Source organism: Mumia zhuanghuii (assembly GCF_042681565.1).
In the GTDB taxonomy this organism is placed as follows: Bacteria; Actinomycetota; Actinomycetes; order Propionibacteriales; family Nocardioidaceae; genus Mumia.
This window is the reverse complement of sequence record NZ_JBHUFT010000008.1, coordinates 2,195,139-2,209,040: the sequence shown is the minus strand read 5'-3', so window position 1 is coordinate 2,209,040 and position 13,902 is coordinate 2,195,139. Positions and strand designations below refer to the sequence as shown.

General features: G+C 70.6%; 15 protein-coding genes. 5 read left to right on the top strand and 10 right to left on the bottom strand.

Going from position 1 to position 13,902, the window contains the following annotated elements; translation table 11 throughout:
• Positions 1 to 4 precede the first annotated feature (4 nt).
• Positions 5 to 3,874, top strand: a complete 3,870-nt coding sequence (gene hrpA, locus ACFSDF_RS19085) for an ATP-dependent RNA helicase HrpA (protein WP_377158720.1) — start codon at positions 5 to 7, stop codon at positions 3,872 to 3,874.
• Positions 3,875 to 3,889: 15 nt separating this feature from the next.
• Here hrpA and ACFSDF_RS19080 read toward each other — a convergent pair whose 3' ends face one another.
• Both ACFSDF_RS19080 and ACFSDF_RS19075 read right to left on the bottom strand, forming a co-directional pair.
• Positions 3,890 to 4,456, bottom strand: coding sequence for a dihydrofolate reductase family protein (locus tag ACFSDF_RS19080; RefSeq protein ID WP_167002875.1), 567 nt, complete (start codon positions 4,454 to 4,456; stop codon positions 3,890 to 3,892).
• Between the two features lie 82 nt (positions 4,457 to 4,538).
• Positions 4,539 to 5,015 (bottom strand): hypothetical protein, encoded by a 477-nt coding sequence (locus ACFSDF_RS19075; protein WP_167002877.1) that lies wholly within the window; start codon positions 5,013 to 5,015, stop codon positions 4,539 to 4,541.
• 69 nt (positions 5,016 to 5,084) lie between these two features.
• On the opposite strand from ACFSDF_RS19075, the gene ACFSDF_RS19070 reads away from it, so the two are divergent.
• Both ACFSDF_RS19070 and ACFSDF_RS19065 read left to right on the top strand, forming a co-directional pair.
• The gene (locus ACFSDF_RS19070) at positions 5,085 to 5,339 is read left to right on the top strand and encodes a DUF427 domain-containing protein (protein WP_167002880.1); all 255 of its coding nucleotides are present in this window, start codon (positions 5,085 to 5,087) and stop codon (positions 5,337 to 5,339) included.
• Positions 5,340 to 5,591 carry a DUF427 domain-containing protein gene (locus ACFSDF_RS19065; RefSeq protein WP_167004780.1) on the top strand — a complete coding sequence of 84 codons (252 nt, stop codon included), beginning with the start codon at positions 5,340 to 5,342 and terminating at the stop codon, positions 5,589 to 5,591. It abuts the gene before it with no gap.
• 42 nt (positions 5,592 to 5,633) lie between these two features.
• Here ACFSDF_RS19065 and ACFSDF_RS19060 read toward each other — a convergent pair whose 3' ends face one another.
• The 4 genes from ACFSDF_RS19060 to ACFSDF_RS19045 all read right to left on the bottom strand — a co-directional run bounded on the left by ACFSDF_RS19060 (position 5,634) and on the right by ACFSDF_RS19045 (position 9,223).
• Positions 5,634 to 6,002: an FKBP-type peptidyl-prolyl cis-trans isomerase gene (locus tag ACFSDF_RS19060; RefSeq protein ID WP_167002882.1), complete on the bottom strand. Its 369-nt coding sequence runs from the start codon at positions 6,000 to 6,002 to the stop codon at positions 5,634 to 5,636.
• Positions 6,003 to 6,019: 17 nt separating this feature from the next.
• A complete protein-coding gene (locus tag ACFSDF_RS19055) occupies positions 6,020 to 6,496 on the bottom strand; it encodes a MarR family winged helix-turn-helix transcriptional regulator (RefSeq protein ID WP_167002884.1) in 477 nt (158 codons plus the stop codon).
• 197 nt (positions 6,497 to 6,693) lie between these two features.
• A complete protein-coding gene (locus ACFSDF_RS19050) occupies positions 6,694 to 7,902 on the bottom strand; it encodes an acyl-CoA dehydrogenase family protein (RefSeq protein ID WP_167002886.1) in 1,209 nt (402 codons plus the stop codon).
• Positions 7,903 to 7,930: 28 nt separating this feature from the next.
• On the bottom strand, positions 7,931 to 9,223 hold the full coding sequence (locus tag ACFSDF_RS19045) for an acyl-CoA dehydrogenase family protein (protein ID WP_167004783.1): 1,293 nt from the start codon (positions 9,221 to 9,223) through the stop codon (positions 7,931 to 7,933).
• Between the two features lie 254 nt (positions 9,224 to 9,477).
• Between ACFSDF_RS19045 and def the strand changes: the two genes are divergently transcribed.
• Positions 9,478 to 10,071: a peptide deformylase gene (gene def, locus ACFSDF_RS19040; protein ID WP_167002888.1), complete on the top strand. Its 594-nt coding sequence runs from the start codon at positions 9,478 to 9,480 to the stop codon at positions 10,069 to 10,071.
• 30 nt (positions 10,072 to 10,101) lie between these two features.
• On the opposite strand, the gene ACFSDF_RS19035 is transcribed toward def, so the two are convergent.
• Both ACFSDF_RS19035 and ACFSDF_RS19030 read right to left on the bottom strand, forming a co-directional pair.
• The gene (locus ACFSDF_RS19035; RefSeq protein WP_167002890.1) at positions 10,102 to 10,917 is read right to left on the bottom strand and encodes a TrmH family RNA methyltransferase; all 816 of its coding nucleotides are present in this window, start codon (positions 10,915 to 10,917) and stop codon (positions 10,102 to 10,104) included.
• Positions 10,910 to 11,392: a precorrin-2 dehydrogenase/sirohydrochlorin ferrochelatase family protein gene (locus ACFSDF_RS19030; RefSeq protein WP_167002892.1), complete on the bottom strand. Its 483-nt coding sequence runs from the start codon at positions 11,390 to 11,392 to the stop codon at positions 10,910 to 10,912. Before ACFSDF_RS19030 ends, ACFSDF_RS19035 begins: the two co-directional genes overlap by 8 nt.
• 70 nt (positions 11,393 to 11,462) lie before the next feature.
• On the opposite strand from ACFSDF_RS19030, the gene ACFSDF_RS19025 reads away from it, so the two are divergent.
• A complete protein-coding gene (locus ACFSDF_RS19025; protein WP_167002894.1) occupies positions 11,463 to 11,987 on the top strand; it encodes a YbhB/YbcL family Raf kinase inhibitor-like protein in 525 nt (174 codons plus the stop codon).
• On the opposite strand, the gene ACFSDF_RS19020 is transcribed toward ACFSDF_RS19025, so the two are convergent.
• The gene (locus ACFSDF_RS19020) at positions 11,941 to 12,606 is read right to left on the bottom strand and encodes a hypothetical protein (RefSeq protein WP_167002896.1); all 666 of its coding nucleotides are present in this window, start codon (positions 12,604 to 12,606) and stop codon (positions 11,941 to 11,943) included. The two genes, ACFSDF_RS19025 and ACFSDF_RS19020, sit on opposite strands and share 47 nt — an antisense overlap.
• Before the next feature lie 102 nt (positions 12,607 to 12,708).
• Positions 12,709 to 13,860: an SPFH domain-containing protein gene (locus ACFSDF_RS19015; protein ID WP_167002898.1), complete on the bottom strand. Its 1,152-nt coding sequence runs from the start codon at positions 13,858 to 13,860 to the stop codon at positions 12,709 to 12,711.
• Between the last annotated feature and the right edge of the window lie 42 nt (positions 13,861 to 13,902).

The following is a 13,902-nucleotide window of genomic DNA, read 5'->3' as shown; positions in this document are numbered from 1 at the left end:
CGGAATGACCGTCGGCGAGCTGCGCACGCGGCTGCGCGAGGTGACGCTGCGCGACGAGCGGCGGCTGAGGCGACGCCTCGACCGTGCGGCGTCCCAGCGCGACGCCGGCCGCCGCGCCCACGAGCTCGCCGTGCTCGAGAAGGAGATCGACGCCGCCGAGCGCCGCGTCGCCTCCCGTGCGGCGTCGGTGCCGGTCCTGGAGTATCCCGCCGAGCTGCCCGTCACCGAGCGCCGCGACGACATCGCCGACGCGATCGCGGCGCACCAGGTCGTCGTGGTCGCCGGCGAGACCGGGTCGGGCAAGACGACGCAGCTGCCCAAGATCCTGCTCTCCCTCGGGCGGGGCATCCGCGGCACGATCGCCCACACGCAGCCGCGTCGCATCGCCGCCCGCAGCGTCGCCGCCCGCATCGCGGAGGAGACGAAGTCGACCCTCGGCGAGCAGGTCGGCTACGCGGTGCGCTTCGACGACCGCTCCAGCCGCGACACGCTCGTCCGGGTGATGACCGACGGCGTCCTGCTGGCCGAGATCCACGACGACCCGCTGCTCCTGCGCTACGACACGGTGATCGTCGACGAGGCGCACGAGCGGTCGCTCACGATCGACTTCCTCCTCGGCTACCTCCAGCGTCTCCTCCCCCGCCGCCCGGACCTCAAGGTCGTCATCACCTCGGCGACCATCGACCCGGAACGCTTCGCCGCGCACTTCGCGGATGCCGACGGCAACCCCGCCCCGATCATCGAGGTCAGCGGGCGGACCTACCCGGTCGAGGTCCGCTACCGCCCGCTCGCCGAGCGAGAGGACGGCGACGTCCTCGGCGCGATCGGCGACGCTGTCGACGAGCTCGGCCGTGAGTCCGACGGCGACGTGCTGGTCTTCCTCTCCGGCGAGCGCGAGATCCGCGACGCCGCCGACATGCTGCGCGACCGCAAGCTGAGACGCACCGAAGTCCTCCCCCTGTACGGCCGGTTGTCGGCGGCCGAGCAGCACAAGGTCTTCGAGCCGCACACCGGTCGCCGGATCGTCCTCGCCACCAACGTCGCCGAGACCTCGCTGACCGTGCCGGGGATCCGGTACGTCGTCGACCCCGGCACCGCTCGCATCTCCCGCTACAGCCAGCGGCTCAAGGTGCAGCGGCTCCCGATCGAGCCCGTCTCGCAGGCCAGCGCCAACCAGCGCGCCGGCCGCTGCGGCCGTACGTCGGACGGGATCTGCATCCGTCTCTACTCCGAGGAGGACTACGAGGGGCGTCCCGAGTTCACCGACCCGGAGATCCTCCGGACGAACCTCGCCGCCGTGCTCCTCCAGATGGCCTCGCTCGACCTCGGCCCCGTCGAGGAGTTTCCGTTCCTCGACCCGCCGGACCAGCGCTCGGTGCGCGACGGCGTGGGCCTCCTCGAGGAGCTCGGCGCGCTCACCGAGGGTGCAAGGGGCATGCGCTCGTCGCTCACCGAGACTGGCCGCCGGATCGCCGCGTTCCCGCTCGACCCCCGTCTCGCCCGGATGCTCGTCGCCGCGTCCTCGTACGGGGTGCTGCGCGAGATGCTCATCATCGTCTCGGCGCTGTCGATCCAGGACCCGCGCGAGCGCCCGCTCGAGGCGCAGCAGCAGGCCGACGCGAAGCACGCCCGCTTCACCGACCCGACATCGGACTTCCTCGCCTACCTCAACCTCTGGAACTACCTCCGCGAGCAGCGTCGCGAGCTCTCGGGCAACGCGTTCCGGCGGATGGTGCGCGACGAGTACCTGCACTTCCTGCGCATCCGCGAGTGGCAGGACGTCCACGCGATGCTGCGCGACCAGTGCCGTGACATGGGCCTGGACCTCAACAGCACGCCCGCCGACCCCGACCGTGTGCACCAGGCCGCACTGGCCGGGCTGCTCTCCCACATCGGCCTGCGCGAGGGTGACACCCGCGACTTCCTCGGCGCGCGCAACGCCCGCTTCGCGATCTTCCCCGGCTCCGGACTCGCCAAGAAACCACCGCAGTGGGTCGTCGCCGCCGAGCTCGTCGAGACCTCGCGCCTGTTCGCCCGTACGGTCGCGAAGGTCGAGCCGGCCTGGATCGAGCAGGAGGGTGCCCACCTCCTCAAGCGGTCGTACTCCGAGCCGCACTGGTCCCGACGCCGCGGCGCCGTCATGGCGCACGAGCGCGTCACCCTGTACGGGGTGCCCGTGGTCGCGGACCGCCTCGTCTCGTACGGGAAGGTCGACGTCGCCATCGCACGTGAGCTGTTCATCCGACACGCGCTCGTGCAGGGCGAGTGGAGCACGCACCATGCGTTCTGGGCGCACAACGCCGAGGTGCTCGCCGAGATCGAAGGCATCGAGGACCGCGTCCGCCGGCGCGACATCCGGGTGGACGACGAGGCCGTGTTCGCGTTCTACGACGAGCGGGTCGGGCCGGACGTCGTCTCGGTGCGCCACTTCGACTCGTGGTGGAAGCAGGCCCGCCGTCGCCAGCCCGACCTGCTCGACCTGACCCCGGACGACCTCGTACGAGACGATGCCGACGCGGTCGCGCTCGACGCCTATCCGACGACGTGGGAGTCGGCCGGCCTCGCGCTGCCGCTGTCGTACGCGTTCGAGCCCGACAGCGAGATCGACGGGGTGACCGTCGACGTGCCGCTGGAACGCCTTGCCGACCTCGACGAGACCTCCTTCCTCTGGGGTGTCCCGGGCTATCGCCAAGAGCTCGTCACGGCCCTGCTGCGCGGGCTGCCCAAACAGGTCCGACGTCAGCTCGTGCCGGCGCCGGACGTCGCGCGCCGTCTGATGGCGCTGCCTCTCGACACGTCGCTGCCGGTCGCCGAGGCGATGTCGGCCGGCATCCGGGCGCTGACCGGTGACCACGTGAAGCCGGAGACCTTCGACCTTGCGGCGCTGCCCCAGCACCTGCGTGTGACCTTCCGCGTGCTCGACGGGGAGGCCGAGGTCGCCCGCGGCAAGGACCTCGACAGTCTCCGCAAGGAGCTGCGGCCCAGGCTCGGCGCCACGATCGCCGCCGCGTCGAGCAGCATCGAGCGCGACGGCATCCTCAACTGGGACCTCGGCACCATCCCCTCGGAGGTCACGTCGACCAGCCGCGGCCACGAGGTCACGGCCTACCCGGCCCTCGTCGACCGCGTCACCCACCTCGACCTCCGCGTGTTCGCGTCCGCCCAGCACGCCGAGATCGCGATGCGAGCGGGCGTACGCCGGCTACTGGCGCTCAGCACCAGCTCCCCCGCCGCGCAGGTCTCGAAGGACCTCGGCACCCGCGCGCTGCTCGTCCTGGCCGGTGCCCCGTACCGGTCGACGTCGTTGCTCATGGCCGACTGCGTCCTGGCCGGCATCGACGCCGTCACCGGGCGTGTCGTGGTGCGCGACGGAGAGACCTTCGCGCTGCTGCGCGAGCAGGTGCGCTCAGAGGGGTACGCCCAGACGCTCGCAGTCGCGCGCGAGGTCGAGCGCACGATCGCCGACCTCGGATCGCTGCGCGGCGACCTCGACCAGTTCCGTACGGCCAAGCCGGAGATCGTGAAGGACATCGAGGTGCAGATGTCGTGGCTGGTCTACGACGGGTTCGTGCCGGACACCGGCCTCGAGCAGCTGCGCCACCTCCCCCGCTACGTGCGTGCTGCCGCCTTCCGGCTGCAGCACGCGGACGACCGCAGCGAGATCGACAAGCGGCACACCGTGCAGGAACTGGAGGCCCGCTTCTACGAGGTCGTCGAGACGCTGCCCGACATCGAGCGGCAGTCCGACGCGGTCCTCGCGGCGCGGTGGGCGCTGGAGGAGCTGCGCGTGAGCCTGTTCGCGCAGCGCCTGCGCACCGCGACGACGGTCTCAGCCAAGCGCGTCACGAAGCTCATCGACGCGATCTCGGGCTGAGCGTCGGCCGCGCCGTCAGTCGTCGACCCGCCCGTAGCGCTCGTAGACGACCTGCGCGCCGAACGTCCGGGTCTCGAGCAGCTCCAGCGGCACGATCTCGGTGACCGGCAGCAGGTATGGCGTGCCGCCCCCGACGACGACCGGGTGGCGGACGATGCGCAGCTCATCCAGGAGTCCGAGCTCGATCGCCTGCGCGGCCAGATCCGCACCACCGATCGAGACGTTCTTGTCGGTCGCGGCCAGCGCCGCGGTGACCTCCTCGGCCACCGACCCCTTGGCGAGCCGGGCGTTGCCCTCAACGCGGTCGAGCGTACGGCTGAAGACGACCTTCGGGAGGGCGGACCAGGCGTCGGAGAAAGCTGCCATGGACTCGGTGGCGCGCATCGCCGGGTCGGTCTCCCACACCACCATCGACTCGTACAACCTGCGGCCCAGCAGGTAGGCGCCGAGCTCGCGGACCTGCTCGAGGTGGAAGAGGAACACCTCGTCGACCGGGGCCGCCCAGCCGGGTTCGCCGGCGCGGTCGGTGATGAAGCCGTCCACCGAGACATTCATCGAATAGAGCAGGCGGGGTCGCGACATCAAGGGGTTCCTCTCAGCAGACTGCGGGACACAGGCATGACCGATGGCGGAGCGCAAACTCATCGCACGGCGTGAGGGGAACCTAGCCGATCTCGATCGGCTCCACGGAGTACGGCGAGGCCACCGGCTTCACGGTCCCGAGAGGCTCCGTGAGCGGGAGCGACGTCGTCGCCGCCACCGGCGCACCGGGCTCGCAGCCGTCGTCCCGGCCGATGACGATCGTCACCTGGAGCTCGTCGTCGGTACGGTCCTCGGCGAATCCGGCGAACTTCTCGCAGGTGGCGTCGCTCGCCTCGTAGGTAACGTCGACCGCGCGCGTGTCAGGTCGGCCGGTGACTGCGGTGACCTTCGCCGTACGGAAGCTCTCCCACGACGTGTCGATCATCGTGAGGCCGTCGAGCGCGCCGAGGCTGCTCAACGTGGCGGGTGCGGACGTCTCTGCCGCAGGCGCGGGCTCGTCGCCCCCTCCGGAGCAGGCCGAGACCGCGAGCAGCACAACGAGCGCGCTGCCCGCAGACAACGCAGCACGTCGCGCAGAACGTCCCGAGAAGGTGCTCATCACCTCTACCGTACCGGCGAGGTCCGCATCTTCTGCGCCCCCCGCCGCCACACGGGCGCACACTGGAGGATGGCCACCTGGATGCGTGAGGCGATCACCACGACCATGACGGACCTGAAGGCCTACGTCGTGCTCGACTGGGACGCGTTCGACACGTGGCTCGAGGAGGAGCACGAGATGGTCGGGCATCCTCACGACCCCTTCTCGCGCATCGACTGTCTCAGCAGCGGTCGCCACGTCGAGATCTCGCTCGACGGCGACGTGCTCGCCGACAGCCGGAGGTCGGTGATGCTGCTCGAGACCTGGCTGCCCGTCCGCTACTAGCTGCCGTGGGAAGACGTCCGTCGCGACCGGCTCGTCCCGTCCGACCGCACGTCGGTCTGCGCCTTTAAGGGCACGGCGTCGTACTGGTCGTACGAGGGCAGCGGCTCGCGCCACCGCAACATCGCGTGGACGTACCGCGACCCACGCCACGACGTGCTCCCCGTCGCGGGGATGCTGGCGTTCTTCGGCGAGCGCGTCGACCGCGTCGTCGACGGTGAGCCGCAGGAACGGCCGGTCACGCCGTGGTCCTGATCGGGCGCCGCGCGGACGCCCGACCAGGTCTGTCGACGCGGCTCAGCCGACGCCGAGCAGGTCGATGACGAAGATCAGCGGCTCACCGGACAGCGGGTGGCCGCCACCGGCGGGCCCGTACGCCTTGTGCGGCGGGATCGTCAGCTGGCGCCGTCCGCCGACCTTCATGCCGGGGATCCCCTCCTGCCAGCCCTGGATGAGGCCCTGCAGCGGGAAACGGATGGACTCGCCACGGTTCCACGAGGCGTCGAACTCGGCACCGTCACGGAACTTCACACCGACGTAGTGCACCGTCACGTAGTCGCCGGGCTTCGCCTCGGCTCCGGTGCCCACGGCGATGTCGAGGATGTCGAGGTCCTCGGGCTCGTCGCCCTCGGGGAACTCGATGACTGGCTTCTCGAGATTGCTCATGCTCCTAGCCTCCCATCTCAGTCGGCAGGTCGCTCCAGCGCGGTGTTGAGGCGGCCGAGGAGCCCGGCGAGCACATCGAGGTCGTGCTCGTCCCAGTCCTCGATGGCCCGGGCGAGCGTCGCGCGGCGTGCGGCCTGCACGGCGGCGATCCGCTCCGCGGCGACCGGCGTCAGCGAGATGAGACGGGCACGTCCGTCCGTCGGGTCGGGCACGCGCTCCACGAGACCGAGCCGCTCGAGCTGGGCGATGCCGCGACTGACGGTCGACTTGTGCACGCCGACCGCGTCAGCGAGGTCGGAGCCGCGGATGCCCCCTGCGACAGGCGAGCGGGTGTCGGTGATCGCGACGAGCAGCATGTATGAGGCGAAGTCGAGCTCAGGGTGGATCTGCGCGATCGTCCCGAGGCCACGCAAGCGGGAGCGGCGCAGCAGCCTGGTCACCTCGTACTCGACGTCGTGCGTCAGGTCGAACGGCACCTGGGAGGGCGTGGTCATGGCGACAGCTCCGGTTCGATGCGGGAGGGCACCCACGGCGGTCCGACGCGGGCCGCCCTCGCGGTCAAGGCAAGACTAGCCAGGAAGGAGCCGATCAGATCGCCGATGTCACGACCCCGGCCGATCTGCACGACTCCGGGCGCACCCCAGCCCCGGCGCGGGGGATACGGCCGGGGCTGGGGGCGTTCGAGGAGCGCCTACCGCAGCTCGGCCGAGCTGAGGCCGAGCACGCGGCGCGCGACGATGAGCTGCTGGATCTGCTGGGTGCCCTCGAAGATGTCGAGGATCTTGGAGTCGCGCGCCCACTTCTCGAGGAGCTCGTCCTCGCCGTAGCCGAGCGTGCCGACCAGTTCGACGCACGTCAGCGTGATCTGGTTGCCGACACGGCCGGCCTTCGCCTTGGCCATCGAGGCCTCGAGCGAGTTGGGCATGCGGTTGTCCGCCATCCACGCCGCCTCGAGCGTCAGGAGGTGGGCGGCCTCCCAGTCGGCCTCCATCCGCAAGAACGTGGCGGCGGCCGCCGACTGCGTCAGCGCCGGCCGGTCGTAGTCGACGACGACACCGGCGTCCTCGAGGATCTCGCGCGTACGGTCGAGTGCCGCGCGTGCGCAGCCCACCGCCATCGCCGCGACGAGCGGGCGCGTGTTGTCGAAGGTCTGCATGACCCCCGCGAACCCCTTGTCGACGTTGACCTCCGGGTCGCCGAGAAGGTTCTCGGCGGGCACCCGGCAGTTGGCGAGCACGATCGTCGCCGTGTCGGACGCCTTGATGCCGAGCTTGTGCTCGAGCCGCTCGACAGTGATGCCGGGCAGCGACTTCGGGACCACGAACGACTTGATCGCCGCCCGGCCGAGCGTCTTGTCGAGCGTCGCCCACACCACGACGGCGTCGCTCCGCTCGCCCGACGTCACGAAGATCTTCTCGCCGTTCAGGATGTACGCGTCGCCATCCTTGACGGCCGTGGTCGTGATCGCCGCGGAGTCGGAGCCGCAGCCGGGCTCGGTGATCGCCATCGACGCCCACATGCCCTTGAAGCGCTCGAGCTGCTCATCGGTCGCGACCGAAGCGATCGCGGAGTTGCCGAGACCCTGTCGCGGCATCGACAGCGTCAGGCCCACGTCGCCCCAGCAGGTCTCGGCCACCGACAGCACGGACGACATGTTGGATCCGTTGCGGACGCCCTCGCCCTTGTCGCTGGATCGGCGCACCCCTGTGGCGCCGGCCCCCTGTCCCGCTCCGGAGTCACCCATGCCGTCGACGATCGCCGCGAGGATGTCGAGCTCCTTGGGGTACGCGTGCTCGGCGAGGTCGTACTTGCGCGAGTTGGCACGAAGGAACTCCGTCGCGACCCGGTGGGCCTGCTCCACGAAGGTACGGAACTTCTTCGGCGTCTCGAGATTGATCATCTGCTGTTCTTCCTGTTCTGCGGTCTCCTCAGACGAGGAGGCCGCCCTCCATCACGCCGACGGCCCGCAGGTCCCTGTACCAGCGCTCGACCGGGTGCTCCTTGGTGAACCCGTGCCCACCGAGGAGCTGGACGCCATCGGTGCCGATCTTCATGCCGTACTCCGCGCAGAGGCGTCGCGAGAGCGCGGCCTCGCGGGCGAAGGGCTTGCCGAGATCGGCGCGCGAGGCAGCGCGCAGCGTCGTCAACCGCGCACCCTCGAGCTCGATCGCCATGTCGGCGACCATGAAGGCGACGCCCTGACGGTGCGCGACGGGCTCACCGAAGGCCTTGCGCTCCTTGACGTACGGGGTGACGTAGTCCAGGACCGCACGCATCGTGCCGAGGGCCAGACCGCTCCAGGCGATACGGGCGAGGCGCACCGAGTCGGCGTAGCCGTCGACGCTCTCCGCGAGCAGAGCCTCCGGACCGACCGCGACTCCGTCCAGCACGAGACGTGACAGCGACGCGGCGCGAAGCCCCATCGACGGATCCGTCTCGATGACCAGGCCGGGTGTGCTGGACTCGAGGACGAACAGGCCGTGCCGGCCGTCGTCGAGCCGCGCGGCGACCACGAACAGCTCGGCGGCGGCGCCACGGATGACTCCCGACTTCACGCCATCGAGCACGAAACCGCCCGGCACCTTGCGGGCGGTGGTGCGCAGCGTCATCGGGTCGAACAGCGCGCACGGCTCGGCGACCGCGAGCGCGGCGGCCGGGACGTCGGCACCGGTGAAGGCCGGAAGGTACGTCGCCTGCTGCGCGGAGTCGCCCCACAGGCCGATCGCGGTGGCCACGGCGCCTGGCGCCAGCAGCGAGGCGCCGATGCCCATGTCGCCCTTGCCCAGCGCCTCGGCGACGAGGGCGCCGGTCGTCGCGGAGCGCTCGGCGGCCAGGCCGCCGAGGTCCTCGGGGAGTCCCATGAGGGTGAGGCCGAGCTCGCTCGCGTGGGCGGTGACGTCGCTCGGGGTCTCGTTGGCGGCCTCGGCCTTCTCGACCGACGGCCGGACCACCTCGCGCGCGAACTGGTCGACCAGGCCGACCATCATCTGCTGGTCCTCGGTGGGCGTCAGGTCGAAGACGCCGCTCCCCTGCGCCGCCGTAGGGCGTACCGGGGCGCCCTTGCCGGGAGCCCGGGTGAACCCGCGGCTGACGGCGGCCGCCGTACGGAAGCCGACGCGCGCACCGTGGTAGACCACCTGCTCTGACGGTCCCCGGAGGTTGAGCCGGTCGAGGACGGGAAGTGAGGCGATCCGGTTGAGGACGGCGAGCCCCTTGCTCATCGGGTCTCGGCGCGTCGAGTGCGCTGTCACAGCGTCTCCTGGTGGGTCATAAGGGTAGGACGTACCCCTACTGTAACTGCGAGTTGCACGCTTGCGCACCTCGGCCCACCATCGACGCGAGAACGTGACCATTGCGATGTCACATCACCTGAGTGACATGGTGGGGAAGGTGGGCGGACACCCTGCTCCGTAGGGTCGGATACCCTTCCCAGGTCAGTGCCCCCAGGCCGTCGAACGCCGTGAAGGAGCCCCCGTTGTCCGTGACCTTGCCCTCCGGTGGCACCGTACGCCCGATCACCCGGTGGGGTGAGCCCGTGATGCACCACAAGCTGCAGCCGGTGACGGAGTACGACGAGGCCCTCGAGACGCTCGTCGCGGACATGTTCGCCACGATGTACGCGGCCGAGGGCGCAGGCCTGGCCGCCAACCAGATCGGGGTGGACCTCCAGGTCTTCGTGTTCGACTGCACCGACGGGGCCGGCAAGCGCGTCGTCGGCGTGGTCTGCAACCCGGTGCTGACCCTCCCCGAGACGGGTGACCGCAACCTCGACGACAGCGAAGAGGGCTGCCTGTCACTGCCGGGCGCCTACACCTACTGCGCGCGTCCCGACTGGTCGCAGGTCGACGGCACCGACCACACCGGTGCTCCCGTGACGTACGTCGGCGAGGGCGGCACGCTCGCACGCTGCCTGCAGCACGAAACCGACCACCTCATGGGCACCGTCTTCGGAGACCGGGTGCCGTCGCGGGCCCGCAAGAAGCTCTACAAGCAGGCCGAGGCGATCGCCGAGGACTACCCGGCCGCGTGGCCCGCCGTGGCCCGGGTGAGCAGCGCGCACGACCTCTGACGCCCGTCCCCCGCTGGCGGATCGAGCCCCCTAGTCGCCCGACGGGCCCAGCGCCCAGCAGGCGACGGCGGTCGCCGCGGCGACGTTGAGCGAGTCGATCCCGGCCGCCATCGGGACGGTCACGCGCACGTCCGCGCTGCGGGTCCAGTGCGGTGACAGGCCGTCGCCCTCCGAGCCGACCATCAGCGCGATCTTGTCCCCCGCTCCAGCCGCGGCCACCTCCCGCAGGTCGCGGGCATCGTCGGCCAGCGTCATCGCCAGGCTCGTCCACCCGTGCTCGCGCAGCAGCGTCGGAAAGCCGTACCAGTCGTCGACCCGCGCGTACGGAAGCCAGAACACCGACCCCATCGAGACCTTGATCGCCCGCCGATAGAGCGGGTCGGCGCAGCGCGGCGAGAGGACCACGGCGTCGAAGCCGAGCGCAGCCGCGCTGCGGAAGACGGCCCCGATGTTCGTGTGGTCGACGAGGTCCTCGGCCACGACGACGCGGCGCGCCCCGGCGAGCACCTCCTCCACCGACGCGACCGGGCGCCTGTCGAGGCTCGCCAGCGCACCGCGGTGCACATGGAAGCCGGTCACCCCCTCGATCGCCTTCTCGCTCATCACGTACACCGGGGCGTCGGCCGTCTCGAGCACGTCGGACAGGGTCTCCAGCCAGCGCGGCGCCATGAGGAACGACCGTGCCTGGTGCCCCGACTCGAGCGCACGGCGGACGACCTTCTCGCCCTCGGCGATGAACACGCCGCGCTCGGACTCCAGGAGCTTGCGCAGCTGCACGTCGCGCAGGTCCACGTAGTCGCGCAGCCTCGGGTCGGACGGGTCGGCGACCTCGACGATGTCAGCCATCGTTTTCGTCACGCAGTGCGGCGACGAGCCGGTCTCGGGTCCGCGCCGAACGGGCGGGGTCGCGGTTGGACAGGACGGCGACCGTCGTCTCGTCGACGTGCCCGACCGCAGGCGTCCATGCCGTCCCCAACGGGGCATCGTCGGCACGGACGCAGAACACGCGGGCGGCGTCGGCCTCCTCCAGCACGGCGGCATTGACCGCGGGCCGGTCCGTCGACGCCATCGCGTACCAGGCTCCCGCCAGGTCGCCCGGCTCGTACGCGCGCTCCACGAGCGCGACGTCGCCGCGGTCGGCGGCCTCGCGGATGAGCGGGTCCACCTCGGGCGACACCACGGTCAGCGCGGCACCCGCCTCGAGGAACGCCGGCAGCCGGCGCGCCGCGACGTGCCCCCCGCCGACGATGACGACACGGCGCCCCGCGAGAACGAGGCCTGAGGGGTACGGCGGATGGGTGAGTCCGGGTCCGTGGTTCACTCCCCGATGTTATCGAGGCGCCTCACCCGATAGCGTCGGCGGACAAGCCCGCACGACCCAAGGAGATGCGATGAGCCTCGACCGTCCGGTGACACCGAACCCGTACGACTTCCTCCCCCCGGTCCCGTCCTTCACCCTCACGAGTACGGAGCTGAGCGACGGCGACGCGCTGAAGGAGGCGCAGGTGTACGCGGCCGGCAACCGGTCTCCCCAGCTGTCGTGGGAGGGGTTCCCCGAGACCACGAAGAGCTTCGTCGTCACCTGTTTCGACCCGGACGCACCCACCCCGTCGGGTTTCTGGCACTGGGTCCTCGTCGACATCCCCGGGCACATCCGCTCACTCGAGTCGGGCGCCGGCTCCGGCGGCATCGTGCCGGCAGGAGCGTTCCACGTCCGCAACGACTTCGGCACGGCAGACTTCGCGGGGGCGGCGCCGCCCGAGGGCGACCGGCCGCACCGCTACTACTTCGTCGTGCATGCAGTCGGTCAGGAGCAGCTGGGCGTCGACGAGAACGCGACGCCCGCCGTGGTCTCGTTCAACCTCGCGTTCAAGACGCTGGCACGGGCGACACTTCTCGGGACGTATCAGCACTGATCAGACGCTCGCAGTCGGCGATGGCCTCGGCGAGCATCCGGCGCAGCACGGAGTCGGAGTCGGTGCTCACCGAGCGTACGACGCCATCGACGCTGTTGAGCACGATCCGGGGAGCCGCGCGACGGGCGAAGTGCTTCGGGTGCGTCGTCAGGCCCCGGCGGAAGCCTCGCGCCCACTGCTCGGCGCTGGGCGCCTGCGCGAAAGCCTCGCCGATCAGCGGCGCGAACTCCTCGGGAAGCGACGTCTCCGTCTCCTCCAGGTAGCGCTCGCAGGCGAGGAGCCCGACGGCCAGCGCCCGCTGATGGGCACGGGGCGACAGCGGGAGCGCGATCGTGGCCGCGCGGATGCAGATCGCGGCGTGGAGGCGCGGATCGGGACTGTTGAGACCGACGACGCGTGGCACGAGCTCCACCATCGTGACGCGGGTGTCGTCGGTGACGTTGTCGTTGACCAGGCGAGCGAGCCCGGCCAGCAGGGGGTGCGTACACGCCGGCTGGTCGCTCCACTTCTCGCCGGCGAGATACGACGCGAACTCCATGAAGCATGCCCCCTTGCGGGGGTTCCGGTGCTTGCCCGGTGAGAGCACAGGGACGAGCTCGGGGACGCTGCTAGACCGCATGGCGACCTCCTGAGGAGGGGCTGTTCTGACCTTTTCCTCAGTGTGCGCCCGATCTGGCGGCAGCGCCACTGCGCTGCCACCCGATCTCGAACGGGTCGGGCGTCAGCCCTGTGAGCCCGGGGGCTCTTCCCAGATCTCGGTGGTGTCGTCCTCCCACGCCTCGACGGGCTCCTCGCCGGCGCGCTGCTCCTGAGCCGGCGGCACCGCGCGCTGGACCTCGGGGGTCGCGGCCGCCTTGGCGGCCTCCAGCGCCTCGTCCACCGCGCGGTGCGCCGCACTCAGGTCGGGCTCCACGATCTCGGCCGCCGGCGCCTCGTCGTACGAGACACGCCTGCGCGGACCCTCGGACATCGCCGGGATCTGGCCGACCGCGGCACCGAGGCCCTTGAGGGCGTCGCCGACCTCGCTCGGGATGATCCAGAGCTTGTTGGCGTCGCCCTGAGCGATCTCAGGGAGCATCTGGAGGTATTGGTAGGCCAGCAGCGACTGGTCGGGCTGGCCGTCGTGGATCGCCTGGAAGACGGTCGAGATCGCCTGCGCCTCGCCCTGCGCGGTGAGGATCTGCGACTCGCGCTTGGCCTGGGCGCTGAGGATCTGGGCCTCGCGGTCACCCTCGGCCCGAAGGATCTGCGACTGCTTCTCGCCCTCGGCGGTGAGGATCGCGGCCTGACGGCTGCCCTCGGCCTGAAGGATCGCGGCGCGCTTGTCGCGGTCGGCGCGCATCTGCTTCTCCATCGAGTCCTTGATGGACGGCGGCGGGTCGACACCCTTGAGCTCGACACGGTTGACGCGGATGCCCCACTTGCCGGTGGCCTCGTCGAGCACCCCGCGCAGCTTGGTGTTGATCTCGTCGCGGCTGGTGAGCGTCTGCTCGAGCGTCATGCCGCCGATGATGTTGCGCAGCGTCGTCATCGTCAGCTGCTCGATCGCCTGGATGTAGTTGGAGATCTCGTACGTGGCGGCGATCGGGTTGGTCACCTGGAAGTAGATGACGGTGTCGATCGAGACGACCAGGTTGTCCTCGGTGATCACCGGCTGCGGCGGGAACGACACGACCTGCTCGCGAAGGTCGATCTTGAACGAGACCTTGTCGACGAACGGGGTGATGACGTTGAGGCCCGCGTTGAGCGTCGTCTTGTACTTGCCGAAGCGCTCGACGATCCCCGCACGTGCCTGCGGGACGATCTGGATCGACTTGGCGAGGACGACGACGACGGCGATCGCGAGAAGGACCAGGATGATCAGGACGGCCATGGGGCTCCTCGAGCTTCGGAGACGATGCCCCGGACACTAGCG